Annotated in this window: 20 protein-coding genes; 8 read left to right on the forward strand and 12 right to left on the reverse strand. The window is 74.3% G+C overall.

Annotated elements, in window-relative coordinates; translation table 11 throughout:
* Nucleotides 1–53 precede the first annotated feature (53 nt).
* Nucleotides 54–1,115, forward strand: a complete 1,062-nt coding sequence (locus BM339_RS08700) for a mechanosensitive ion channel family protein (protein ID WP_075020452.1) — start codon at nt 54–56, stop codon at nt 1,113–1,115.
* On the opposite strand, the gene BM339_RS08705 is transcribed toward BM339_RS08700, so the two are convergent.
* Entirely contained in the window at nt 1,105–2,343 is a 1,239-nt protein-coding gene (locus BM339_RS08705; RefSeq protein WP_218163600.1) for an alpha/beta hydrolase family protein, read from the reverse strand. The two genes, BM339_RS08700 and BM339_RS08705, sit on opposite strands and share 11 nt — an antisense overlap.
* An 83-nt stretch (nt 2,344–2,426) precedes the next feature.
* Nucleotides 2,427–3,005, reverse strand: a complete 579-nt coding sequence (locus BM339_RS08710; protein ID WP_075020453.1) for a TetR-like C-terminal domain-containing protein — start codon at nt 3,003–3,005, stop codon at nt 2,427–2,429.
* 108 nt (nt 3,006–3,113) lie between these two features.
* Between BM339_RS08710 and BM339_RS08715 the strand changes: the two genes are divergently transcribed.
* Nucleotides 3,114–4,535 (forward strand): MFS transporter, encoded by a 1,422-nt coding sequence (locus tag BM339_RS08715; protein ID WP_075020454.1) that lies wholly within the window; start codon nt 3,114–3,116, stop codon nt 4,533–4,535.
* A gap of 1 nt (nt 4,536) precedes the next feature.
* Here the strand turns inward: BM339_RS08715 and BM339_RS52425 are convergent, their stop codons facing one another.
* Entirely contained in the window at nt 4,537–5,385 is an 849-nt protein-coding gene (locus BM339_RS52425) for an ATP-binding protein (protein WP_083597440.1), read from the reverse strand.
* 88 nt (nt 5,386–5,473) lie between these two features.
* The gene (locus tag BM339_RS08730) at nt 5,474–6,163 is read right to left on the reverse strand and encodes a lysophospholipid acyltransferase family protein (protein ID WP_083597442.1); all 690 of its coding nucleotides are present in this window, start codon (nt 6,161–6,163) and stop codon (nt 5,474–5,476) included.
* A gap of 141 nt (nt 6,164–6,304) precedes the next feature.
* Here BM339_RS08730 and BM339_RS08735 point away from each other — a divergent pair, with 141 nt between their 5' ends.
* A complete protein-coding gene (locus BM339_RS08735) occupies nt 6,305–6,712 on the forward strand; it encodes an organic hydroperoxide resistance protein (RefSeq protein ID WP_021597531.1) in 408 nt (135 codons plus the stop codon).
* Between the two features lie 12 nt (nt 6,713–6,724).
* Here BM339_RS08735 and BM339_RS08740 read toward each other — a convergent pair whose 3' ends face one another.
* From BM339_RS08740 to BM339_RS08760, 5 genes are all read right to left on the reverse strand, one after another.
* Nucleotides 6,725–7,348 (reverse strand): GOLPH3/VPS74 family protein, encoded by a 624-nt coding sequence (locus BM339_RS08740; RefSeq protein WP_021597530.1) that lies wholly within the window; start codon nt 7,346–7,348, stop codon nt 6,725–6,727.
* Nucleotides 7,345–7,587, reverse strand: a complete 243-nt coding sequence (locus BM339_RS08745; protein ID WP_021597529.1) for a type II toxin-antitoxin system antitoxin — start codon at nt 7,585–7,587, stop codon at nt 7,345–7,347. The genes BM339_RS08740 and BM339_RS08745 overlap by 4 nt, the downstream gene beginning before the upstream one ends.
* Nucleotides 7,588–7,600: 13 nt before the next feature.
* The gene (locus BM339_RS08750; protein WP_143118314.1) at nt 7,601–8,530 is read right to left on the reverse strand and encodes an SPFH domain-containing protein; all 930 of its coding nucleotides are present in this window, start codon (nt 8,528–8,530) and stop codon (nt 7,601–7,603) included.
* Between the two features lie 71 nt (nt 8,531–8,601).
* Complete coding sequence (locus tag BM339_RS08755) at nt 8,602–10,143, reverse strand: MFS transporter (protein WP_075020455.1); 1,542 nt, start codon at nt 10,141–10,143, stop codon at nt 8,602–8,604.
* Between the two features lie 165 nt (nt 10,144–10,308).
* On the reverse strand, nt 10,309–13,431 hold the full coding sequence (locus BM339_RS08760; protein WP_177287647.1) for an AfsR/SARP family transcriptional regulator: 3,123 nt from the start codon (nt 13,429–13,431) through the stop codon (nt 10,309–10,311).
* 51 nt (nt 13,432–13,482) lie between these two features.
* Between BM339_RS08760 and BM339_RS08765 the strand changes: the two genes are divergently transcribed.
* Nucleotides 13,483–13,908 (forward strand): limonene-1,2-epoxide hydrolase family protein, encoded by a 426-nt coding sequence (locus BM339_RS08765; protein WP_177287648.1) that lies wholly within the window; start codon nt 13,483–13,485, stop codon nt 13,906–13,908.
* Between the two features lie 28 nt (nt 13,909–13,936).
* Here the strand turns inward: BM339_RS08765 and BM339_RS08770 are convergent, their stop codons facing one another.
* A complete protein-coding gene (locus BM339_RS08770) occupies nt 13,937–14,770 on the reverse strand; it encodes a hypothetical protein (RefSeq protein ID WP_075020457.1) in 834 nt (277 codons plus the stop codon).
* Between the two features lie 73 nt (nt 14,771–14,843).
* Here BM339_RS08770 and BM339_RS08775 point away from each other — a divergent pair, with 73 nt between their 5' ends.
* Complete coding sequence (locus BM339_RS08775) at nt 14,844–16,496, forward strand: helix-turn-helix domain-containing protein (protein WP_218163601.1); 1,653 nt, start codon at nt 14,844–14,846, stop codon at nt 16,494–16,496.
* Between the two features lie 80 nt (nt 16,497–16,576).
* Nucleotides 16,577–17,818, forward strand: coding sequence for a flavin-containing monooxygenase (locus BM339_RS08780; RefSeq protein WP_075020458.1), 1,242 nt, complete (start codon nt 16,577–16,579; stop codon nt 17,816–17,818).
* 7 nt (nt 17,819–17,825) lie between these two features.
* Here BM339_RS08780 and BM339_RS08785 read toward each other — a convergent pair whose 3' ends face one another.
* Together BM339_RS08785 and BM339_RS08790 are read right to left on the reverse strand one after the other, a co-directional pair.
* Nucleotides 17,826–18,281 carry a GNAT family N-acetyltransferase gene (locus BM339_RS08785; RefSeq protein ID WP_075020459.1) on the reverse strand — a complete coding sequence of 152 codons (456 nt, stop codon included), beginning with the start codon at nt 18,279–18,281 and terminating at the stop codon, nt 17,826–17,828.
* 60 nt (nt 18,282–18,341) lie between these two features.
* Nucleotides 18,342–22,760: an AAA domain-containing protein gene (locus BM339_RS08790; protein ID WP_177287649.1), complete on the reverse strand. Its 4,419-nt coding sequence runs from the start codon at nt 22,758–22,760 to the stop codon at nt 18,342–18,344.
* A 129-nt stretch (nt 22,761–22,889) separates the two neighbouring features.
* Between BM339_RS08790 and BM339_RS08795 the strand changes: the two genes are divergently transcribed.
* Nucleotides 22,890–23,810: a HEAT repeat domain-containing protein gene (locus tag BM339_RS08795; protein WP_177287650.1), complete on the forward strand. Its 921-nt coding sequence runs from the start codon at nt 22,890–22,892 to the stop codon at nt 23,808–23,810.
* A gap of 575 nt (nt 23,811–24,385) precedes the next feature.
* Nucleotides 24,386–25,408: a serine/threonine-protein kinase gene (locus BM339_RS49710; protein ID WP_075020462.1), complete on the forward strand. Its 1,023-nt coding sequence runs from the start codon at nt 24,386–24,388 to the stop codon at nt 25,406–25,408.
* The last annotated feature ends 33 nt before the right edge of the window (nt 25,409–25,441 follow it).

Consider the following 25,441-nt stretch of genomic DNA (forward strand, 5'->3'; position numbering starts at 1 on the left):
ACGCAAATCGGACGGTGGTGAGCCGTGCCGGCGGAGGGAGAGATGCGCGCGTCATGGGTGATCTGGGCGACCTGAGCTTGGAGCGGGTCATCGCCGCGGCCGTCGTTATGGTGGCCGCGATCGCGATCGCGGTGGTGCTGCGGCTGCTGACCGGGCGGCTGTTCCGCCGGGCCGGCGACACCCGGTGGGCGTGGGACGACCTTGCCGCCCGCCTCATCCGGGACCTGGCGATGCCGCTCGCCGTGCTGCTCGGCCTGTGGACCTCGGCGAAGGTGCTGGAGCTGCCGCGCGGCACTCTGGACGTCACCGCCAAGGTGCTGACGGCCGTGACGATCCTGGTGATCTCGCTGGCACTGGCCCGGCTGATCGCGGCGCTGGTCACCTCGATCGCGCTGGCCCGGCAGGGCGTCGCCGCGAACGTGACGATCTTCGCCAACATCACCCGGGTCCTGGTGCTCGGCGTCGGCGTCCTGGTGATGCTGCAGAGCGTCGGCGTGTCGATCACGCCGCTGCTCGGCGCCCTGGGCGTCGGCGGCCTCGCCGTCGCGCTCGCCCTCCAGGACACCCTGGCGAACCTGTTCGCGGGCGTGCACGTCCTCGCGTCCAAGACGATCGAGCCCGGCGACTACATCAAGCTGTCCAGCGGCCAGGAGGGGTACGTCGTCGACATCAACTGGCGCAACACCTCCATCCGGACGCTGTCGGACAACATCGAGGTCATCCCGAACCAGCGGTTCTCCGACACGATACTGACCAACTACCACCGCCCCGCGCAGGACATGTCGCTCCTGATCCAGGCCCGGGTCGCCTACGAGAGCGACCTGGAGCGCGTCGAGGACGTCGTGATCGAGGTCGGCCGGGAGGTCATGAGCGAGGTGGAGGGCGGGGTCGAGGACGCCGAGATCCTGGTGCGCTTCCACACGTTCGCCGAGTCGGGGATCGGGTTCACCGCGATTCTGCGGACCGGGGAGTTCGGCGACCAGTTCCGGATCAAGCACGAGTTCGTCAAGCGGCTGCACCGCCGCTTCGCGAAGGAGGGCATCCGGGTCCCCTACCCCCGCCGCGAGATCATCCTGCCCGGCGGCGGGGAGCCCTCCGACCTGGTCAGCGGATGAACCGGACGTCCGGGTGGCGGGGCGACGGCCGGTCCAGGACGGGCCGGTGCCGCCCGCGCAGCGCACGGTCGAAGAACGCGGTGACGTAGGCGCGCACTGACGCCGTCATCCGCTCCGGGTCGACCGTCCCGATGAGGTCGGCGCGGTCCTGGGCGGGGATGTCGAGGGTCTCGTCCAGCGCGGGCAGGACGGCCTGGACGTCGGTGTAGGAGTAGTGGCTCGCGGCCGGCACGTTGAGGTCGCGCTTCCAGCCGGTCGAGTTCCGCCAGAACGACCCCCAGGACGGGGTGGTCAGGTGCGTCTGGGGCGACCCGCCGGTGGCGGCGCCCATCAGCATGAACGGGCGGTCGAGCCCGGCGCGGGCGACCTCCACGTAGTCGTCCTTCGCGTACTGCATGGTGCCGTCCATGTCGATGCCCGCGTCCAGCCGCCGGTCGACGCGCATGGCCTCGGCGGCCTCGATGCCGCCGGCCGAGTGCCCGGCCATCCCGACCCGGGACAGGTCGAGCGCCCGCCCGAGGCCGGGCGGGAGGGCGCGGCCCTCCGCGTCGGGGTTGCGGCCGTCCCGCAGTGCGGCGAGCCGGTCGAGGACGAGCCGCGTGTCCTTGACCCGCGTGTCCAGCGCGGTCTTCAGCCGTTCGGGCCCCGGTCCGGGCAGCCGCTGGTTCTCGACGCGCCCGCCGGGGAACTCCACGGGCGCCGTCTCGTAGGTGTGGTCGACGGTCACGACCACGTACCCGCGGGTGGCCAGCTCCTCCGCGAGCGTGGTGCCGAGCGCGCGCGGGACGCCAAGACCGGGCGAGTAGAGGACGACGGGCCGCGCGCCGCCGCGGAGATCGGCCGGGGCGGATTCGGCGGCGTGGGTCCGGGCCGCCGCCCAGTCCACGGTCCCGGCCTTGAACACGCCGAGCGCGTCGGCCTGGGAGAGGACCTTCGCGACCCCGGGACGCAGGTAGGGCGCGGGCGGGCCGGACCGCCGGGCCGCCGGGTAGAAGACGCTGACCATCAGCTCGCGTGCCCGGCCGGGCACCCAGGGGTCGGGACGTGCCGGGTCGGCGAGGTGCAGCTCGGTCGTGCCGATGGCCCGGTGCGGGCCGGTAGGGGCGGGCAGTTCGAAGGCGGCCGGCGTGCCGGCGGCCGTCCTCGCCGCCTGGGCGGACGTGCCGCACGCGGCCAGCGCCAGGGCGAGGGGCAGGACGAGCGGAAGCCGGAGTACAGGTGATCGCATGCCCGGATCCTCGCGGTCCGGGCGGGTGATCGATCATGGCCGAACGGCCGCGGTGACCCCTGTCCTTCGTCAGGGGGCGTCGGTCAGGGGCGCAGCATCGGCATCAGGATCCCGTCGACGACCGAGACCAGGTAGTCGTCGGTGATCGCGCCGCCCTCGGTGAGGTTGTGGTAGACGATCACGGCCGGTCCGACGTTGGCGACCTGCCGGGTCGCCGCCGCCGGGCGGATCTCCCCCCGCGCGGCGGCGTCCTCCAGGGCCTGGAACAGCAGGTCGCGGACGGGCGTGGACAGCCGCTCGCGGACGACCTCGTGCACCAGCCCCTTGCCGTCGTCGCTCTCCTCCTTCAGCACCCTGAACGCGGCGCCGCGGCAGGCGAGGAGGGTGTCGCGCAGCGTTCTGAGGATCTGCAGCATGTCCTCGCGCACCCGGCCGGTCGCGGGCGCGGTCGGGGGCTCCGGCAGGACGTGCTTGAGCGCGTCGGTGATGAGCTCGTCCTTGGACCGCCAGCGCCGGTAGAGCGCGGCCTTGCCGGTGCGGGCTGCCGCCGCGACGCCCTCCATGGTCAGCCTGCGGTAGCCCACGGTCTCCAACTGGGCGAACACGGCGTCGAAGATCGCCGCTTCCAGGTCGCCGCCGCGGCGGCGGGTGGCCGGGGTCATGACGCGGTCCCGGAAATAGTGAACGATAGCGTTCTCTTTCGTCTGTATCGGTGGTACGTTCCCCGCATAGTGTACTTCGCCGTTCCTTAAGTCTCGGGAAGGTCCGACTTGACCGCATCCAACGGGCGGACGGCCTCACTCCGGAAGATCGCCGCTCCCGGGAAGGCCGCCGCGCCGTCACACCATCATCGTCCAGGAATCGTCCTCGCCGTCATCGTCGGCTGCCAGCTGATGATCGGCCTCGACACCTCCGTCGTCACCATCGCGCTGCCGGAGGTCGGGCAGGGGCTCGGGCTGTCGACCGGAGGGCTCGCCTGGATCCAGTACTCCTACATGCTCGCATTCGGCGGCCTCCTGCTCCTCGGCGGGCGCGCCGGGGACGTGTTCGGACGCCGCCGCACCTTCACCGCCGGGGTCGTGCTCTTCACCGCCGCGTCCCTGCTCGGCGGGCTCGCGACCGCGGGCTGGGCGCTGCTCGCCGCCCGCACCGCCCAGGGCTTCGCCGCGGCCGTCGCGGCCCCGAGCGCGATGGCGCTCATCGCGACCGCCTTCGAGGGCCGGGCCCGGGTCCGGGCGCTGAGCGTCCTGTCCGCCGTGACCGGCGCGGGCGCCGCCGTCGGCATGATCGTCGGCGGGGTCCTGACCGAGGCCGGCTCGTGGCGGTGGGTGTTCTTCGTCAACCTCCCCGTCGGCCTCGCGCTGGCGCTGGTCGCGCCGCGCGTCCTCGCCGAGACCGAACGCCGGCCCGGCCGGTTCGACGTCGGCGGGGCCGTCGCCTCCACGCTCGGCATGACCGTCCTCGTCTACGCGCTGATCCGCGTCGGGGAGACCGGCTGGGACGACTCCCGCGCGCTCGCGGCGTTCGGCGCCGCGGCCGTCCTGCTCGCCGGGTTCGCCGCCGTCGAGACCCGCGCCGGGCAGCCGATCATGCCGCTGTGGCTGCTGACCGGGCGCGACCGCGCCGCGTCCTATCTCGTCCAGCTGTGCCTGACGGCCGCGATGTTCGGCTCGTTCTTCTTCCTCACCCAGTACCTCCAGCAGATCCTCGGGTACGGGCCGCTGCGGGCCGGCGCGGCGTTCCTGCCGATGGTGGGCATGCAGTTCGCGGTCGTCCGGACGGCGCCGCGGTTGATGCGGCGCCTCGGCGCCCGGCCGCTCGTCATCGCCGGGACGGCCTTGGTCGCCGCCGGGCTGCTGTGGCTGTCGCGGCTGTCGCCGGGGGACGGCTACGCCGGCGCGCTGCTCGTCCCGTTCATGCTCATGGGCGCGGGCGGCGGCATGTCGATCATGCCGCTGAACGCGACGATCCTGGCCAGCGTGCGGCCGGAGCAGTCGGGCGCCGCGTCCGGCGTCGCGCAGACCATGCTCTGGTCGGGCGGATCCCTGGGCTCGGCGGTCATGGTCACCGTCCACGGGTCGGCGGCGTCCGGGCATCCCGTGGACGGGATGGGCGCGGCGTTCGCGACCGGCGCGGTCTTCGCCGCGGCGGCGCTGCTGGTGGCGGTGCTGGTCCTGCGCGTGCGCCGCTGAGTCACGCGGGCGGGGGAGCGGCCTCGCCGAACCACGCGAGGAAGTCGGTGTAGCCGAACATGCGGGCGGTGTCGGCGGCGGACGGCGACCCCGCCCGCGGGTCGGCGCCCGCGTCGAGCAGGGCCCGCACCACGTCCGCCTCCTTCCTCAGCACGGCGCCCGCGAGGGGCCGCTGGCCGCGGTCGTTGGCCCGCTCCGGGTCGGCGCCGCGGGACGCGAGGGCCCGCACGGTGCCCGGGTGGCCGTGGTGGGCGGCCAGCATCAGCAGCGTGTCGCCCTTGTCGTCGGACAGGTTCACCGGCGCCCCGGCCTCGACGAAGGCGAGCAGCCGCTCGGTGTCGCCGGCCCGCGCCAGCTCGAACAGCCCGGTGGCGAAGTCCTCGGCCTCCAGGTCGGCGCCGGTCGCCGCCGGCGTTGTCCGGCGCGCCGTGAGCGCTCCGCCGAGGCTGTCCTCGCCGTAGGTCAGCCGCTTCTCCAGCGCGACCAGCGCCCCGTCCTCGGCGAACGAGGAGAACCGGACGTCGTCGGCGAGCGCCCGCATGATCAGCAGCCCGCGGCCGTTGTCCGCCACCGGATCGGGGAGCGGGACCCGCTCGGCGTCGAACCCGCCGCCGGAGTCGATCACCTTGATCATGCAGCGCCGGTCCTGGATGACGGCCCGCACGAGGTAGCCGGCGCCGTGCTCGGCGTGCTTGATCACGTTGGTGCACGCCTCGGTGAGCATGACCTCGATGTCGTCGCGGATCTGGTCCTCCACGCCCAGCGCCGCGAGCGCCGCGTCCAGGAGCCTCCGCGTCGCCGGGACGCTCGCGGCGTCCCGCGGGAGCTGGAGGTCCAGACTGATTTCCACGCAATCTCCGTCCGTCCCCCTGAATCGTGCCCTTTCGGTCACGCTCAAACCTGGAGACGGCCGTTGCCAGGTCGCGGACGCGCCGTGGTCAGCGCGCGCCGTCCGGCCTGGGCGCGTAGTCGTCCACGTACTCCTGGCCCGACAGCCGCTGGATGGCCTCCATGATCTCGTCGGTGACCTGGCGGGCGGCCTTGCCGCGCGGGACCCCCGCGTCCCGTCCCTTGAAGTCCATCGGCGCGCCGATGCGCAGCCCGATCCGGCCGGGCCGGGGGACGGCCTGCCCGCGCGGCTGCACCTTGTCGGTGCCCGCTATCGCCACCGGGACGACGGGCGCGCCGGTCCGCATCGCGAGCCGCGCCACGCCCGTCCGGCCCCGGTAGAGCCGCCCGTCCGGGGACCGGGTGCCCTCGGGGTGGATCGCGAACACGCCGCCGCGCTCCAGCACGGCCGCCGAGGTGTCGAGCGCGTCCAGCGCGGCCCGCCCGCCGGAGCGGTCGACCGCGATGGCGCCCACGCTGTGGAAGAACGTCGCGATGGCGCGGCCCTTCATGCCCGCCCCGGTGAAGTACTCGTGCTTGCCGAGGAAGTGGACCCGTCTCGGCACCATCAGCGGTAGGACGAACGAGTCGAGGAACCCCAGGTGGTTCGCCGCGAGGATCACCGGCCCGATCCGCGGGACGTGCCCCAGGCCGCTCACCCGGGGGAGGAAGGCGACGCGCATCGCGGGTCCCATGACGACGTACTTCAGCAGCGGGTAGATGACGCGTTCGGGGTCCATGTCCGAGGAGGCTATGGCGCGCGCCCGCCCCGCCGCCGCTCGCGCCCGATACAAGTTCGGACCCCCGGAACTTGTAGGAACCCGCACTTGCCGGGTGTTAATTGTGAGCAACTAAATTGGAGGCAACTTAAAGGAGGCAGCATGGACATCCACTACACCGCCGTGGCCACCGCGAACGGGCGCGACGGCAAGGCCGTCACCTCCGACGGACGTCTCGACCTGGCCCTCGCCGTCCCCCGCGAGATGGGCGGCAGCGGCGAGGGCACCAACCCCGAGCAGCTGTTCGCCGCCGGCTACGCGGCCTGCTTCGCCAGCGCGCTCGGCGCCGTCGCCCGCGCCACCCGCCAGGACGTCCGGGACGTCTCCGTCACCGCCGAGGTCGGCATCGGCGGCGACACCGAGAGCGGGTTCGGGCTCGCCGTCGTCCTGCGGATCGAGCTCCCCGACGACCTGGAGAACGGAAAGGACCTGGTGGAACGCGCCCACCAGGTCTGCCCGTACTCCAACGCCACCCGGGGCAACGTCCCGGTGGAGCTGGTCATCGAGTAGAGGGCCCGCGGCTCAGCCGGCGGCGGCCGCCTCCTCCTCGCGGATCAGCCCGCGGACCGCGGCCGGCGCCGGCCCGGTCCGCGCCGTCAGCTCCTCGATCCGCCGCCGGTACCGCCGCCGGTCCGGCTCCGGCAGGACGGACTTCAGCTCGCCCGCCGCCGCCAGCGCCACCGCCGCAGCGTCGTAGCTGTTCACATGGGCCACCGGGCGCCCCCGCAGCGCCGACGACGCCCCGCCCCACAGCGCCTTCACCACCCGCGGATCCTTCACGGTGACCTCGTAGTACGGGAACAGCCCGAGCATCCGGCGCCTGCGCGTGCGGATCCAGCCGTCCCGCACCAGCTCTTCCCGGACCGTCGTGACGATGCCCTTGGCGTCCTTGCACACCCAGTGCCGCCAGCGGCGGGGCCGCGACTCCGCGATCTGCGTCAGCACGCCGTACGGGTCCTCGCCCGGCGTCCCCGGGACCGGCCTGCCCCGTTCCTCGACGAGCCGCCCGTCCAGGAACAGCTCGGTGAGGGCGGCGGCCCGCAGCACGTAGCCGAGCCGCGTGCCGCCGCTGGTCATCTTCCGCTTCCGCAGGTCGTAGGCCAGCAGGAACATCCGCGCCGGCAGCGTTTCCGGAACGTGGGTCATGGTCGGTCCTCGCTCCCGCCGGCCGGCGGGTCGTCCTCGTCGTCGGTGACCTTGCGCGGGCGGCCCCGCCCGCGCATCCGCCGGGCCGTCCCGGGCATCCGCCCCGCGTCGGCCAGCGCCTTCCTCAGCAGGAACTCGATCTGCGCGTTGGTGCTGCGCAGTTCGTCCCCGGCCCACCGCGCCAGCGCGTCGTGGACGGCCGGGTCGAGCCTCAGCAGGATCTTCTTGCGTTCCGTCACTGGTCGCCGGGGATCACTGGTAGAGCGTGCCGGTGTTCACCACCGGCTGGGCGTCCCGGTCGGCGCACAGCACGACCAACAGGTTGCTCACCATGGCCGCTTTGCGTTCCTCGTCCAGCTCGACCACATTCTCCTCGTCCAGCCGCTCCAGCGCGAGTTGCACCATCCCGACCGCCCCCTCCACGATCCGCTGCCGCGCCGCGACGACCGCGCCCGCCTGCTGCCGGCGCAGCATCGCCTGCGCGATCTCCGGCGCGTACGCCAGCCGCGTGATCCGCGACTCGATGATGTCGACGCCCGCCGACGCCACCCGCTGCGCCAGCTCCTCCGACAGCTGCGCGGTGATCTCGTCGGCGTTGTCGCGCAGCGACGTCCGGTCGTGCGCGTCGTAGGGGAAGCTGCCCGCGATGTGCCGGACGGCCGCCTCGGTCTGGAACGCCACGAACTCCACGAAGTCGTCGACCTCGAACACCGCCCGCGCGGTGTCGGCGACCTGCCACACCACCACGGCGGAGATCTCGATCGGGTTCCCGTCCAGGTCGTTGACCTTCGCGAGCCCCGTCTCGTGGTTGCGGATCCGCGTGGACACCCGCTGCCGCTGGGTCAGCGGGTTCACCCACCGGAGCCCGTCGGTCCGGACCGTCCCGCTGTACCGCCCGAGCAGTTGCAGCACCCGCGCCTCGCCGGGCGCCACCGGCGTGAGCCCGGCCGCGACCACCAGCCCGGCCAGGAGCAGCAGCGATCCGGCGACGACCCCCGTCCCGATGGCGACGCCCCCGCCGGTCGCCACTCCGGCGACGAGGGCCGCGACGGCCAGCAGCATCAGCAGCAGCGCGACCCCGAGCATCCCCCATCCGCCGCGATCCGCCGCCGCCCGCTCCTCGATCTTCGGCTTCGGCATCTCCACCTGCGCCGCCGCGTCCACCATCTCGTCCTCCTTCATGCGTTATCACGAGAATAGCAAAGTGATATCACTTTTTCTAGCTCGGGGGAGTATGTCCTGGTTCGCCCAGGTCAGGGAGTGGTGACGAGGTCGGGGTCTTGCTCGGTGTCGGGGATGACCTTGGGGACGTTGCGGAGGGTGACGAGGGCGAAGACGGCCACGAGTGCGGCGAAGCCGGCGCTGCAGGCGAGGGCGGCGTGCATGCCGTCCACGAACGCCTCCCGCGCGGCCGTGGCGACCTGGGCGGCGAGCGTGCCCGGCAGGTCCGCGGCGGCCTGGAGGGCGGCGCCGAGGGAGTCGCGGGCGGCGGACGCGGCGGGCGCGGGGACGCCCGCGGGCAGGTCCAGGGCGCCCCGGTAGACGGCGTTCAGCACGCTGCCGAGGACCGCCATGCCGAGGGCGCCGCCGAGCTCGGTGGCGGTCTCGGAGATCGCGGACGCGGCGCCGGAGCGGTCCTTCGGCACGGTCGCGAGGACGGTGTCGGAGGTGACCGTCATCGCCATCCCCATCCCGAGGCCGGACAGCAGCATCACCGGGAGCATCGCCCAGTAGGACGTGTGCAGGCCGATCATCAGGTAGAGGGAGAAGCCGCAGGCGGACAGCAGCATGCCGAGCGCGACCACGCGGGCGCGGCCGAGCGCGCCGATCAGCGGCGGGGCGAGCGCGGCGCCGCCGACCATGGCGCCCGCGGCGCCGGGCAGCCCGGCGAGGCCCGCCTTCAGCGGCGACCAGCCGAGCGCCAGCTGGAAGAACAGCGAGAAGATCAGCGACTGGGCGACCAGGGCGAACATCGCGAACATGTTGGTGCCGACCGACCCGGTGAACGCGGCGCGGCGGAACAGCCGGACGTCGATCAGCGGCTCGGCCAGCCGGGTCTGCCGGACCAGGAACGCGGCCAGCGCCAGCGCGCCGATCGCCGCCGACACGTAGATCCGGGGCTCGTCCGGGCCGTGCGCCGCCGCCTCCTTGATCGCGTAGACCAGGCCGAGGACGCCGGCCACCGAGAGCGGCACGCTGAGCAGGTCGAGCCGTCCGGGCACGGGGTTGCGCGACTCCGGCAGCACCAGCGCGCCGGCGAGGAGCGCCACCGCCATGATCGGGACGTTGATCATGAAGACGGAGCCCCACCAGAAGTGGTCCAGCAGCGCGCCGCCGGCGACCGGCCCCAGCCCGACCGCGAGCCCGGCGACGCCGGCGAACGCGCCGATCGCCATCGTCCGCTCCTTCGGTTCGGTGAACGCGCGCCGGATCAGCGACAGGCAGGACGGCATCAGCGTGGCCCCGGCGACGCCGAGCACCGCGCGGGCCGCGATCAGCAGCCCGGCGCTCGGCGCGTAGGCGGTCAGCGCGGACGCGGTGGCGAACACCGCCGTCCCGATCAGCAGCAGCCGCTTGTGGCCGATCCGGTCGCCGACGCCGCCCATGGTGATCAGCAGGCCGGCCAGGGCGAACCCGTAGGCGTCGGCGATCCACAGGATCTGGGTGGACGAGGGGTGCAGGTCCGCGCTCAGGTGCGGGACGGCCTGGTTCAGCGCGGTCAGGTCGATGTTCGGCACGATCGCGACGAGCAGGCAGATCGTGAAGGTGCCCCATTTGCGGGCCGAGGTGTCCATGCCCGCCACGGTCGCGGGCGGCGCTGACCGTCCGCGCACCGTCCGCTGACCGGTCCGGTTTCCTCTGGGGGGGACGACCCCCCACACCCCCCGGAAGAGCAGGCCGGTCCGGCTCCCTCCGCTCCGCTGGAGCTCCGCTCCGGGAACCGGTCCGGCGGCGTCCGGTCAGCGGCGGGCGAGCAGCGCGACGGCCCGGTCGCGGGGGAGCGCGGCCCCCTCGGCGTAGGCCTTCTCGTAGGCGGGGCCGCCGAGCAGCGCGCGGGCCGCGGACGCGACGCGCTCGACGTCGGGATCGCCGGTGACCGCGACGCCCCGCAGCACCCGTCCCGCGCCGAGCAGCCGGGCGGCGCGCTCGCCGTCCCCGTCCGCGGCGGCGGCGCCGGCGAGCCCGACGGCGGCGGCGCCCCGGTAGGCGAAGATCGGATGGTCCAGCGCCATGTCCAGCGCCTCGGCGAACAGCTCCCGGGCCCGCCGGGTGTCGCCGTCCCCGGCCGCGAGCCATCCGAGCCCGACCAGCGCCGAGCCCCGCACGCCGGCGGCGATGAACCGCTCGGACGAGTAGCCGGTGAGCGCCGCCTCGTACATCCGGCGGGCTCGCGCGGCGTCGCCGCCGAGGCGCGCGACCTCGCCGAGCCCGTGGCATCCCGCGGCGATCTTGTCGGGGGTGCCCGCCCGGCGGGCCAGCTCGATGCCCCGCTCGTACTCGGCCCGCGCCGCGTCCAGGTCGCCGGCGCGCAGGCGGACGAGGCCGCGCTGGTAGAGCAGGTCGGCGGTGTCCTCCAGGGCGCCGAGCCGTCCGGTCATCTCCAGCGCCTCGTCCAGGAGCGCGAGCGCCCGCTCCGGGTCGCCGCGCCAGGCGGCGACCTGCGCGAGCGGGTCGAGCGAGTTCGCCATGCCCCACCGGTCGCCGCAGGCCCGGAAGCCGCGCAGCGCCTCGCCGCACGCCCGCTCCACCCCGGCGGCGTCGCCGGCGAGCTGGGCGACGAACCCGTCGCTCATCCGGAGCAGCGCCCGCGACCACGGGTCGTCCCCGACCTGCCTGGCGAAGACGTCGATGTCGGTGCGGTCGGGGCCCGCGGTCAGCGCCCACAGGACGATCACCACCGGGTACCGCACCTGGCGGTCGATGCGGCGCAGCAGCTCCGCGGCCCGGTCGAGCCACTCCACCGCGCGCTCGCCCGTGGCGCCGCCCGCGACGGCGTTGGTCACGCACAGGACGTACTCCTCGTCGAGCCCGTCCGGCGGGGCGTCGCCGATCACCTCCAGCAGGTCGGACGCCAGCGGCGCGCCCTCGACGCGGCCGCGCAGCCACCAGTACCAGGACAGCGAGGCGATCAGCCGGAGCGCGAGCGCCGGATCGCGCCGGACGGACCGCCGCAGCGCCGCGTGCAGGTTCCCGTGGTCGGCGGCGAGCAGCTCCAGCCGTTCGAGCTGCCCGGGGCCGCGCAGGTGAGGGTCCGCGCGTGCGGCGACGCCGGCGAAGTACTCCGCGTGCGCCCGCTCGAAGCGCTCCGCCTCACCGGCCCCGGCGAGGCGCTCGGCGCAGAACGCGCGGACGGTGTCGAGCATCCGGTACCGGAAGCCGTCGCTCTGCAGCAGCGACTTGTCGGCCAGCTCGACGAGCAGCTCGTCGGCGTCGTCGAGGTCGCAGACGCCCGCGGCCGCCTCCAGGGTGAGGCCGCCGGAGAACACCGTGAGGCGCCGCGCGAGGGTCCGCTCCGCCTCGTCCAGCAGGTCCCAGCTCCACTCGACGACCCCGCGGAGCGTCTGGTGGCGCGGCGCCGCGGCGCGGTTCCCGCGCGACAGGAGCCGGAACCGGTCGTCCAGCCGGGTCGCGACCTCGGTGACCGGCAGCGACCGCAGCCGCGCCGCGGCCAGCTCGATCGCGAGCGGCAGCCCGTCCAGCGCCCGGCAGATCCGCAGCACGGCGCCGGCGTTCGCCTCGTCCACCGCGAAGCCGGGACGCACCGCCTCGGCCCGGTCGAGGAACAGCCGGACCGCCGGATACGCCGGCAGCTCCCCGGCCGGCGCGCCCTCCGGCGGCAGCTCCAGCGGCGGCAGCGGCCACACCGCCTCGCCGGTGATCGCGAGGGCCTCCCGGCTGGTGGCCAGCACCCGCAGGCGCGGGCACGCGCTCAGCAGCCGGTGCGCGAGGCCGGCGACGGCCTCCACGACATGCTCGCAGTTGTCCAGGACGAGCAGCGCCCGCCGCCCGTCCAGCGCCGTGACCAGCCGTTCCACCACGCCGGGCGGTCGTTCGCCGGGCGCCGGGCGCATCCCGCCCTCGCGCAGCCCGAGCGCGCCGAGCAGCGCCTTCGGCACCTCGGACGCGACGACCGGCGCCAGGTCGACGAAGTGGACCTCGCCGTCCTCCCGCCCGGCCGCCTCGATCGCCAGCCGCGTCTTCCCCGCGCCGCCGGGCCCGAGCAGCGTGACGAGCCGCCCGCTCGCCAGCATCTTGCCGATGCGCCGCAACTCCTCCTCGCGCCCGACGAAGCTGGTGAGCTGTGCCGGCAGGCCCGCCCGGACGGCCGGCGCCTCGTCGGGCGGCTCGTCCAGCGGATCCCCGCGCAGGATCGCCAGGTGGACGTCCGCCAGCTCCCTCGACGGGTCGGCGCCCAGCTCGTCGGCGAGGACGCGCCGGCCCTCCTCGAACACCGCGAGCGCCTCCGCCTGCCGCCCGCCGCCGTGCAGCGCCCGCATCAGCAGGGCCCGCGCCCGCTCCCGCAGCGGCTGCGCGTCCACCAGGTCCCGCAGCGCCGCGACCACCGCTCCGGGATCGCCCATCCGCAGCCTCGCCTCGGCGTACTGCTCGACGGCCGAGGCCCGCGCCTCCTCCAGCCGCGCGGCCTGGGACCCGGCGAAGGGCGCGCTCACATCCGCCAGCGCGGGGCCGCGCCACAGGCCGAGCGCCTCTTCGAACAGGGTCGCCGCCGTCGAGTGCCGACCGTCCGCCAGGGCCTGGCCCGCCTCCTGGACGAGCCCCTGGAAGCGGTGGACGTCGACGTCCTCCCGCGCGGCGGCGATGCGGTACCCAGCCGGCAGCCCCTCGACGAGGCCCGCGTCCCCGAGCCCGCGCCGCAGCCGGGACACCTGCGACTGGAGCGCGTTGGCCGCCCCGCTCGGCGGATCCTCCCCGTACAGCCCGTCGATGAGCCGTTCCGCCGGGACGACGCGTCCGGCGTCCAGGAGCAGCATCGCCAGCAGCGCCCGCACCGTGGGCCCGCCCACCGGGACGGCCGCCCCGCCGTTGACGACCTCGACGGGTCCCAGGATGCCGAAGCGCATGCCCCGATTGTCGCGCACTACGGTGGTCCTCCCGGCTTCTGGAGGACAGCCATGACCGAGATCCAGATCGTCACCGACTTCCTCTCCGCCCTCGAAGACCTCGACGTCGACCGGGCCCTCACCCACGCCGCCCCTGGAATGATCTACCAGAACGTCCCGCTCCCGCCCGCCCGCGGCCGCGCCGCCGTCGGGAAGACCCTGCGCGCCATGACCCGCTACGGCACCGGCTTCGAGGCCCGCGTCCACAACATCGCCGCGTCCGGCCCGGTCGTCCTCACCGAGCGGACCGACGTCCTGGAGCGCGGCGCCTGGCGCGCCGAGTTCTGGGTCTGCGGCACCTTCGAGGTCCACGACGGCAAGATCACGCTGTGGCGCGACTACTTCGACTGGACGACCTTCCTGGCCGCGTCCGCCAAGGGCCTCGCCGGCGTCGTCGCCTCGGCCCTCAACCCCCGCCCCCGCACAACGACCCGCTGACGGCGCATCGGCCGCCCGCGCGGCCGATCTACTCCTGCGGACGGGTGCGGCGGAGGGTGAACGCCGCGGCGGTCACCGCGGACACCGGCAGGGAGAGGAACGCCAGCACGATCACGGTCGACCCCGCGGTCTCGTTCCACAGGTACGCCTGATCGGGCGTCAGGCGGTAGAGGAGGGCGGCGAGCACCGGCCCCGCCGCGCCCGCGGCCACGGACGTCCACCATTCGCGGGTGCGCCGGGCGGTCACACCGGCGACGGCACCTGCCAGGACCAGCACCGCCGCCGCCACCGGGAGCATGGTCGGCAGGTGGTAGCCCATGTTGTACGGCTCGGTCCGCAGCGCGACCAGGAACTCCAGCCCCAGCGGCTGCACCATCCCCGCGTACACGACGGTCCGGGGCACCAGCGCTGTGCAGGCGAGGGCCGCGACCCACTGCAGCGCTGCGTAGGCGGCGAGCCCCGTGCCGATGACGGGGACCACGGCGACGGCCAGCGCACCCGCGGCCCCCAGGAGGACGCCCGTCAGCATCGCGGCGGTGACGTCGTCCCGGAGACCTTCGCCACTGGAGGCGGCCAGGAGCGGCCAGACCGCGAGCGTCCCGGCGGAGGCAGGGAGCACGGACACCTTCCGCATCCGGGCGTCCACCCCGGGGCGTGCGACGGCGACGGCCACCGCCAGCGGCACCGCCACGGCGCAGTACCAGGCGATCAGCGTGACCTGCACGCCCTGGACACGGTCGGCCCCGGCGGTGAAGTCCCCGCCGAGCGTCGTGATGCCGGTCAGCTCGGCGACCGCGACCTGGGCGAGGCCGAGCGCGGCGGCGGCGCCGGCGGCGACGGCCGCGGTCCGTACCTCGATCATGCGTGCTCCGGGGGGCGTCCGGCCCGGACTGCGGGCGGTGGGCGGCGGAGGGATCGTGTGGTGGGGTGGAGGTGTGACCACGGTAGACGTCCTGGAGCGGGGACGGCGATCGTTCGCCGCGGGCCGGTGGGCGGACGCGTGCGCGCACCTGGCCGACGCGGACCGGGAGGCGCCGCTCGAACCGGCCGACCTCGAACGCTTCGCCGCGGCCGCCTACCTGACCGGCCGGGAGGCCGACAGCGTCGCGCTCTGGGAGCGCGCGCACCATCTGCTCGCCGGGCGGGGCGACGCGGCGCGGGCGGCGCGGTGCGCGTTCTGGCTGGCGTTCCAGCTGCTGAACGGGGGAGACGCCGCGCGTGGCGGCGGCTGGCTCGCGCGCGCCGGGCGGCTGCTGGACGGCGCCGGCCGCGACTGCGCCGAGCACGGCTACCTGCTGGTGGCCGCCGGGCAGCGGCGGGTCGTCGGCGGGGACGCCGAAGAGGGCCGGGCGCTCGCGGCACGAGCCGCCGGGATCGGCGAGCGGTTCGACGACCTCGATCTCGTCGTCCTCGCCCGGCAGATCGAGGGGCGGGCCCTCATCCGGCTCGGCAGGACGGCCGCGGGGGTGGCGCTGCTCGACGAGGTGATGGTCGCCGTCACGGCGGGGGAGGTGTCGCCGATCGTCGCCGGGAACGTCTACTGCAGCCTGATCGAGGCCTGCGGGGAGACGCTGGACGTGCGCCGCGCCACCGAGTGGACGAGGGCGCTGACCCGCTGGTGCGAGTCCCAGCCCGGCCTGGATCCGTTCCGCGGCCAGTGCCTGGTGCACCGGGCCGAGATCATGCAGCTGCACGGCGCGTGGCCGGACGCGGCCGAGGAGCTGCGGCGCGCCCGCACGGTGTTCGAGGGCCGTCCGGGCGACCCGGCGGCGGGGGCGGCCCACTACCGGCATGCCGAGCTGCTCCGGCTCCGCGGCCGGTTCGGCGAGGCCGAGGAGCTGTACCGGACGGCGAGCCGCCTGGGCCGCGAACCGCAGCCGGGCCTCGCCCTGCTCCGGCTCGCGCAGGGCCGGACGGGCGCGGCGTCGGCGGCCGTCCGCCGCGTCGCCGGCGAGGAGTCCGACCCCGGATCGCGCGCCGGGACCCTGACCGCCTGCGTGGAGATCATGCTCGCCGCCGGCGACGTCCCGGCCGCCCGTGCCGCCGCCGACGAGCTGGCGGGCCTCGCCGCCGATCTCGGCGCGCCGCTGCTGCGCGCGGCGGCCGGCCAGGCGCGGGCCGCCGTCCTGCTCGCGGAGGGCGACGCCGGGGCCGCGCTCGCCGAGGCGCGCCGGGCGTGGGCGGGCTGGCGGGAGCTGGACGTCCCGTACGAGTCGGCGCGGGTCCGGGTCCTGATCGGGCTGGCGTGCCGGCGGCTCGGCGACGAGGACGGCGCCGCGATGGAACTGGACGCGGCCCGGTGGATCTTCCAGCAACTGGGCGCCGCGCCGGACATCGCGGCGGTCGACGCGCTGTCGGGCGCCCCCGCCGCGGGCGTGCTGACGGCCCGCGAGACCGAGGTGCTGGCGCTCGTGGCGACCGGCCGGACGAACCGCGCCATCGCAGCCGACCTGTTCCTCAGCGAGAAGACCGTGGCGCGGCACGTCAGCAACATCCTCGGCAAGCTGGGCCTGCCCTCCCGGGCCGCCGCCACGGCCTACGCCTACGAGCACGACCTACACAGATCTGCCCATCCCGGTTCCGGCTGAGTTGCCGAATCCTCCCGACGCGGCGGACGGCCGCCGGTGCCTAACGTCCTGCGTGGAAGCACGTCCACGGGGAGGCCACCATGGAGAAGATCGGCACGCTGGTCATCGGAGCCGGGCAGGCGGGCCTGGCCACCAGCCATCACCTGACCCGCGCCGGCGTCGGCCATCTCGTGGTCGACCGGCGCGACCGGCTCGGCGGCGGCTGGAACGACCGCTGGGACGGCCTCCGCCTGGTCGCCCCGAACTTCACCCTCCTGCTGCCCGGCATGCCCTACGACGGCCCCGACCCGGACGGCTTCATGGCCCGCGCCGACGTCGTCGACCACCTGACCGAGTACGCGTCCGTGATCGACGCGCCGGTGCGGCTGGGCGTGGAGGTCACCCGCCTGTCCGCGCCGGACGGCGGCTTCGTCGCGCACACCCCCTCGGGCCCGATCTCCGCGCGCAACGTCGTCCTGGCGACCGGCCCGTACCAGCGCCCGAAGATCCCGGCCGCCTCGCTGCGGCTCCCTCCCCGCGTCCGGCAACTCCACTCCGCCGACTACCGGAACCCCGGCCAGTTGCCGGACGGAGCCGTGCTCGTCGTCGGCACCGGGCAGTCCGGAGCCCAGATCGCGGAGGAACTCCACGACGCCGGACGCGACGTCCACCTGTCGGTCTCCGGCTGCTTCGCCGTCCCGCGCCGCTACCGGGGCCGCGACTCCATCTGGTGGCTGCTGCAGGCCTTCCTGCACGGCTCCGAGGTCGGCGTCCCGTTCCCGACGGTGGCCGACCTGCCGTCCCCGGCCGCCCGCTTCGGCTGCGACCCGCACCTGTCCGGCAAGGACGGCGGCCACGACATCAGCCTCCGCGACTTCGCCCGCCGCGGCATGCGCCTGTACGGCCGCCTGGAGTCCGCGGACGGCGCCGCCGTCCGCTTCACCGGCGACCTCGACAAGCGCCTGGCGTTCGCCGAGACGCATTTCGACGAGGAGTTCCGCCCCCTCTTCGACGCCTACATCGCCGCCGCCGGCATCGACGCGCCTCCCGACGACCGCCCGCCCGCCGACACCTTCACGCCGGACACCGCCACCGAACTCGACCTCGACGCCGCCGGAATCCGCACGGTCGTCTGGGCCACCGGCTTCGGCCTCGACTTCTCCTGGGTGGACGTGCCCGTCTTCGACGAGTGGGGGTATCCGCGCCACGTCCGAGGCGTCACCGAGCACCCCGGCCTCTACGCCGTCGGGCTGCGCTGGCTTTACTCCGAACCGTCGTCGGTCTTCGCCGGCGTGGGCGCGGACGCCGCCCACATCGTCGGCCACATCGCCGCCCGCGCCTGACCTCGCGTCAGAGAAGCCTCGTCATGAACACGCTGTGCGGATCGGGCCGGTAATCCGCGAAAGGCTCGCAGTACCCGAACCCGAACTTCTCGTAGAGCCGCCGCGCCGGAAGGAAGAACTCCGCCGATCCGGTCTCCAGGCTCACCCGCGCGAACCCCATGCCCCGCGCCTCGCGCAGGATGTGCTCCAGCAGCAGAGACCCGATCCCGCTCCGCTTCCGCGCCGTCGACGTGCGCATCGACTTCAGCTCGGCGTGCTCCACGTCCAGCCTCTTGATCGCACCGCAGCCGACCACCGCGCCGCCGTCCAGCACCGACCAGAACGTCACCTCGGGCTTCCGCAGCCCGTCGAGGTCGAGCGCGTGCTTGCTCTCCAGAGGCGTGATCGCCCGCATCTCCTCCACATGCTCCCGCAGGAACGCCCCGATCTCCGCCCCGCTCAGATCATCGACAACGATCTCCACGACCCCTCCTTCACGCCGCCGGGACGGTACCGGACGCGGGCGCCGGAGCCGCACCCCTTTTCACGTACCGGGGACGTACGTCAGGCCCGTGATCCCATCGTCCGGTCCCAGATGATCCAGGTGGGGACCGTACGTGGGAGTATCCGTGGGCCCTTCCGGCCCGGGACCCGGTTCGGGTGTGATGCCGAGCGATTCGAGCAGAGGCCACAGCGAGGACGTGGCGGCTTCGGGATCCCGGTAGAAGGCGCTGGCGCGGACGCGCCAGAACCGCCACCCGAGCCGTTCCAGGACGGTCTGCCGGCGCAGGTCGTCCTCCCACTGGTCGGGCCCGTGGAACCTGTCGCCGTCGCATTCGATCGCGAGCCTTTGGCCGCCGCCCCGCACGACGAGGTCGATCCGCAGGTTGCCCACGGGATGCTGGGGCGTGACCAGATAGCCGCGCCCCAGCAGCATCCGCAGGAGCCGCCGCTCGAAGTCGGAGTCGCAGCGGGCCTCCAGGTCGCGGGCGAGGTCGGTGGACCGCTGCCCGTCGGCGGCGTAGCGGATCAGCGCCGCCCGCTGGTCCTCCGGATGCAGCCGGTGCGGCCGGACGCTGTGGAACACCCACATCTGGTCGCGGGCCCGGCTGGCGGCGACGTTGATCCGCTGCTCGAAGCGCCGGGACGTGAACGGCGCGCCCTCCCCGTCCGACACCACGCTGATGAAGACCACATCGCGCTCGTCGCCCTGGAAGCCGTAGGAGTCGCCGCAGCGCAGCAGCCGCCGCTCGTACTCCTCCGGGCCGAGCTTGCCCAGCAGGCGCTCGTCGATGAGCTGCGCCTGGCGGCTCGTCCCGAGCAGGGAGATGACGCCCATCGTGCGGCCGTCGTAGGCGGGGTCGGAGCAGCACTGGACGACCTGGTCGACGACCGCGTCCGCCTCCGCCTCGTTCACGTTGCCGATCGGCAGGTCGCGCCGCACGCCGTCCGGGACGTGCACGGCGCGGACGGCGGGGCCGGGGAGCCGGTCGGCCGACTCCTCCCGCAGCGGCTGGATCTCACCGCCGTAGTAGTGCTGGGACGAGAACTCGATGATGCGGGGCAGGCACCGGAAGTGCTCCCGCAGCCGCACCACACCGGGGAAGAGCCGCGCGGACGCGTCGTACAGGCTCGACTCCATGTCCAGGAGCAGCGAGTTCGGGAACGTCGGCAGATGGGTGCGGATCAGCTCGTCCACGCGGTCGCGGCGGACCCCCACGGCGGACGGGCTGATCTGCTTGTCGTCGCCCACCACGACGACCTTGCGGCCGAGGCCGAGGAGCCCCAGGGCGAACACGTCGCACTGGCTGCTCTCGTCGATGATCACGACGTCGAACGGGTCGGCGACGGCGGGATCGAAGGACTCGGCGACCCGGTAGTACGGCATGATCCACACCGGGACGGCGCCCATCGCCTCCGGCATGAGCCGCTGCGCCTCGGCCCGCCACTTGTTCGCGTTGACGCCGGTGCCCTTGCCGATCTTCCGGAGGGTCTGCAGCCAGCCCACCAGGGCCTGCCGCTGGGTGTGCCCGAGGCCCCGCTTCATGGCGAGCCACGCGGACCGGCGCGTCAGCTCCAGCGTGAGGCGGCGCTGCTCCTCCTGGGCCTCGTCGAGCCGCCGCTGCACCTGCCCGAGGTCGTCGGCGTCGATGATCGCGCGGAGCCACGTCTCCGCCTGCCGCCACCGCCACAGCCCCTCAAGCCGCGCCGGGTCGCCGCAGGCGTCCGCGTCCCCGCCGGTCTCCAGGATCCGCCGCGCCCACCGCGGCGCGGTCGCGGCGAGCCTTCCGCGCAGGTCGTCGAGCCGTGCCACCTGCGGCCGGAGGGCGGCCAGCCGGGACGCGTCCGCGAGCACGGAGTCCCAAGCCGCGGCGTCGCCCCGCTCCAGCGCGGTCGCGAGGTCGGCCCACAGCGGGGCGGCGCCGTCCCGCCGGCGGGCCTCCGCCAGGTGGGCGGCGAGCGAGTCGAAGTCCGCGCGCACCTGCCGCTCCCGGGCGCGCGCCCGCAGCCCGCCGAGGACGGCGGCGAGCCGGTCCAGATCGTCCGGGACGGGCCGTGCCGGGACGGCCTCGGCGGCGAGCACCCGGGCCAGCCGCGCCCGCAGCCCCGGCCAGTGGGCGGTCTCCCAGGCCAGTGCGGTGTGGATCTTCTGGACCTCCGCGTCGATCCAGATCTCCACCGCACCGCCCCCGCCCGGCGGGTCGGGTGCGCCGAGCGCCGCGACCAGCTCGTCCCGCCACAGCCGGACGGCCGTCTCCCGCCGCCGGCCCAGCTCCACGAACGCGGTCATCTTGTCGATGTCGGCGGCGGTCCGCGGCGCCTCGCCGTCCAGGCTCGTGCCCTTGAGGAACTGGGCGAGCCCGCGCTGCACGAGCGGGGACACGCCCCTGCCCTGGGCGAAGCGCGCCCGCGCCTGCTCCAGGAAGCCGAGGGTCTCGCGGCGGGTGACGCCCGCCGGAAGCTCGACCGCCGACCCCGCGATGATCGACCGGAGCCGCGCGCACTCCCCGGTGTCCTCGGCGAGCCGCCGCGCGTGCCCGTCCCACAGCGCGTGCCACTGCGGGTTCTGGGCGACCTGCTCGCGCAGCCGCGCCAGCCACGGCTCCTGGAGCCCTTCGAGCGCGCGCGCCGCCTGCCCGGTGTGCTCGGCGAGCGCGGCGAGTTCCTCCTGCGGGACGCCGTCGACGCGCGTGAGGTCGGCGACGTACTCCCGGAGGCCGGCCAGGGCCTCACGGAGCCTGCGCAACTCGTCCCAGCGGGCGGTGAGGTCGGCGCCGGCGGGAAGCCGCCCGGCGGTCGGCAGATCCATGGTCGCCACAGCCGCGTCGCGCCCTTCGATGGCGCCGGCGAGCGCGTAGAACTCGGCCAGCTCGGACGCGTCCAGCGGGCAGGCGGACGCCGTGGTCAGCGGATCGGGGACGCGGGCGAGCGCCTCCTCGTTCTCGGCGAGCCAGTCGGCGACCTCCGCCGCCGTGCGCCGGAACCCGCCGACCTCCAGGCTCTCCTGCTCGCGCTCCAGCGAGTCGCGGAGCCGCTTGCGCAGCACCGCCACGTCCCCCTGCACCCGGTCGAGCCGCTCGCGGAGCGCGGCCGTCGCCCTCTCCTCGCGCTCCTCGTCGACACCGTCGGCCGCGGCCGTGATCGCCTGGACGGACCGCTGCAGCTCCGTGAGGTCCGCGGACGACGACCCCAGCACCGCCAGCGACAGGTCCCGCAGCTCGGCCGGGATCTTCTCGCGCGGGACGGCGAGTGCCTGGTCCTTGTGCGCGGTGACCAGGACCCGCTTGCCGTGCGCGACCAGATGGGAGACGAGGTTGGCGATCGTGTGGCTCTTGCCGGTACCGGGCGGGCCCTGCACGGTGACGCCGCTGTGCCGGGCGAGTTTGCGCGCGATCTGCTCCTGCTCGTCGTTGGCCGCGAGGGGGAGCAGCAGCTGCTCGGCGACCGGCGCCCAGTCGGCGTCGCCGGCCGCCAGAGCGTCCCGTGCCGCGTCCTCCCCGGCGGCGAGCGCCACCATCGGAGCGGGCAGCCGTTCCCCGTCCGCGACGGCGGCCTTGAGCCGCTCGAAGAAGCGCAGGAACATGACGCGGCGCCTGCGGACGAACAGCCGCCACGTCTCGGCCATGACCGGCGAGGGACCGGCGTCCGGGAGATCCGGGCCGTCTTCGAGCCGGTCGTCGAGACCGAGCGGCGCGAGGATCCGCCGGTACAGGGCCCGCGTCCCGTCCGGCGCCCAGGGATCGACCGCCGTGTCGCGCACCTCCTCGACGACCGCGTTCAGCCGGTCGATCCCGGGGACGCCGAGCCCCTGCAGGCAGTCCAGCTCCAGCGCCGGTATCCCGTCCGGGACGATCGAGATCTCACCGGACCGCTCGTCGAACGCGATCCGCGCCCGCGTGATCAGCAGCGGATGGCAGACGCGATGCCCGCCGTGCTTCCACCCGAGGACGCCGTGGCCCCACACCAGCTCGTGCGTGGCCTCGTCGGCGCGCATCCGCTGCCGGAGCCGGAACAGCGTCTCGTACAGGCGCCGCGCGGCCATCGCCTCCCGCGCGGCCTCGGCCCAGGGCGTCCACACCTGCTCACGCCACTCTTCGAAGGCCGCACGTACCCGTACCGCCGCGGGATCGTCCTCGGTCAGGGCCCCGACACGCCAGGCGAGATCATCGGGGGCCTCCGGCGCGACGTACGGATCGTCCCGGACCACGTCGCGGAACGGCTCGCGAAGCTCGGCGGGCAGGCCGGGCGGCAGCGGCCTCGCCACCTTGCCGACGCGCAGCCACGCCTCCCCGGCCGCCGCCCCCGCCCGCACGGCCGGATGGGACGGCAGGTCGCCCGGCGACACCGCCACGTCATGATCCCCGACATGCCGGACGGGCTTGGCGTAGACCTCCTGGGCGAGCGCGCTCAGGTAGTCGTACAGATGCCCGATCCGCTCTCGCGTCAGCGTGTCCCCGGCCATCCACACCCCCGCATCACTTTCACCCCGTTTGCCGCCAGAGTGCCAGAAGGCCCGCTCCCCAGAGAATTGCACTCGAAGCGGCCCTCAATGGGACGCGCGACACCGCCCCCCGGTTGCGAAGATGGCGCCATGAGCAGACGTCGGGACGGCCTCTGGACGACCGCCGAAATGCTGGCCGCCACGGTGAGGGCGGCGGGCCTGCTGGCGCAGATCAAGATCGTCGACAAGGCCTGCCGCGTCCCGGCCGAGCCGCCGCCCCTGGCCGGACTGCATGATCATCTCGCTGGCGACCTCAACGCGGCCCTGCAGTGGGAACCGGTCGCGGTGGCCGAGGGCTGGCAGGACGATCCACACGTCCACGCCTGGCTGCGCGATCGTGCCGTCCGCGACCTGCACGGGAACGTGCGGTTGGTGGCAACACGAGAAGTGGCCCACGGCTGGGCGGACGACCCGCGAACCCTCGGCCTCCTGCGCGATCGAGGCATCAGGGACCCGGACTTCCCGGTACGAAAGGCGGCCATCCGGGCGGTCGCCGACGGCTGGCCCGACGACCCGCGGACCCTCGAATTCCTGCGCGCCCGTGCGACTAACGACCGCGAGGAGGCCGTCCGGCGAGAGGCCCTCCGGGCGGTGGCCGAGGGCTGGCGAGACGACCCGAAGGCCTTCGCCTGGCTGCGTAGTCGCGCCGTCAACGACCGCGACGACTTCGTCCGGTGGGAGACCGTGCGGGCCGTGGCCGCCGCCCGCCCGGATGACCCGCAAACCCTCGCGTGGCTGTGCGACCGCGCGGCCGACGACGCCCACTGGCGCGTGCGGCAAGGCGCCATGAGGGCGACGACCGACGGTTGGCCGGACGACCCGCAGACGCTCGCCCTACTCCGCGACCGCGCCGTCAACGACCCCGACCTCACCATGCGCCGCGACGCACTAGAGGCCCTGGCCGCCGCCCACCCGGCCGACCCGGACACCCAGAGCCTCCTACGCGACCGCGCCGTCAACGACCCAGTCCGGAGCGTACGAGAAGCAGCATCCAAACTGTCGCCCGAGTGACCCGCGTCCCTTGCCGGATGTACCGCGAACCTGCGCCTCGGCTCAACAGACTGCCTGAACACCCGGACGCACGGACCGGGCGGCACACGGGCCGCGAAGGCTGTCTCTATGCGCTGCGTCCAGCGCGAGCTTGGTGTTTCCGCGTGACGACGGCTTCGAGCGCTGTCGGGACGCCGTCCTCGGGCAGCGCGATGATGCGCAGGCTGGAATCCAGGTTGGTGAGCAGCCGCCCAACGGTGCCGGTCCTCGCACGACTCTCCGGCGGTGGGCCGGTTGACCGGAGACCGTGTCCGAATACGGCCAGCCGTGTCAGGCTTCCGGGAAAACACCGGCTTCCGATGCGCCCTGACCAGGGAACTTCGGTTCTCTCCCCAGTCCGACCTGGGACGATGCGTAGTCAGGAGGAGCACCGGTGGGATGCATCGCGGAGGACCCGCTCCCGGGTTCGCACGGTCACCGTTCCGCAACCGTCGGAGAACGGTGTCTCCGCCTCGCGCGCAGATCTATCCTGGCTGCCCGGCCGGTCGTCAGGCAGGACGACCCTGGTCAGTGCCGTCCTGGGGAAGCTGGTGCCGATGAAGCCGCTCGAACCGTCCGATCCGCGGACGATCGGCGGCATCGAGCTGCACGGCCGGCTCGGCGAGGGCGGAATGGGCGCCGTCTACTTCGGGGTCACGCCGGACGCGGAGCAGGTCGCCGTCAAGGTGATCCGGGACGGAATGGCGAACCAGCCAACGATGCGCGAGCGGTTCGACCGCGAGGTGCTCGCGATGGGCATGGTTCAGGGGCCGCGCGTCGCGGGTCTGGTGGCCGCCTCCGAGCCGGGCGCCGACAGCCCGTGGCTGGCCATGGACTACGTGCGCGGAGAGACGCTGAGGGACTACCTGTCGGTGCGCCCGGCGCTCACCGCCGAGATGGGGGCGGCGCTGGGCGTGATGCTCGCGGAGGCGCTCGCCGACATCCACGCCGCCCGCGTCCTGCACCGCGACCTCAAGCCCGGCAACATCGTCCTCGGCCCGGACGGTCCCAAGGTCATCGACTTCGGCCTCGTCGCCCTGGAAGAGACGGACGAGAACCTCACCCGGACCGGCACGCGGCTCGGCACGCCCGTCTTCATGCCGCCCGAGCAGGTCGAGTCGGCGAAGGACCTCACGCCGGCGGCCGACGTGTACGCGACGGGCGCCACGCTGCTCTACGCGCTGACCAAGCACTACCCGTACAAACACAAGAACGAGCACGCCCTCTACTACGCGATCATGAACCCCGACCTGAGGCCGGACATGTCGGGCCTGCCCGCGTCGTTGGCGCCGGTGGTCGAGGCGATGCTGGAGTACGCCGCGGAGTCCCGGCCGACCCCGGCGGAGGCGTCCGCCGAGTTCCGCCGCATGCTGGACGCCGCCGGGATGTCGGCGCGCGACGCCCGCATCCATTTCGCGACGCTCACCTACGTCGAGCGGCCTGACGATCCGCCGTCCGACATCGAGCCGCCCCGGCGTCCCGCGCGCTCGCGGCATCGGGAGCGCTCGGTGCCCCGTCCGGTCGTGGCGTCGCTCGCGGACCGGCTGGCCCTCGCCTACGCGCCCGGCTCCAGACTCTGACCGGCGGCCCGCCCCGGCCCACCGTCCGACCCC

This window comes from Actinomadura madurae (assembly GCF_900115095.1).
GTDB lineage: Bacteria > Actinomycetota > Actinomycetes > Streptosporangiales > Streptosporangiaceae > Spirillospora > Spirillospora madurae.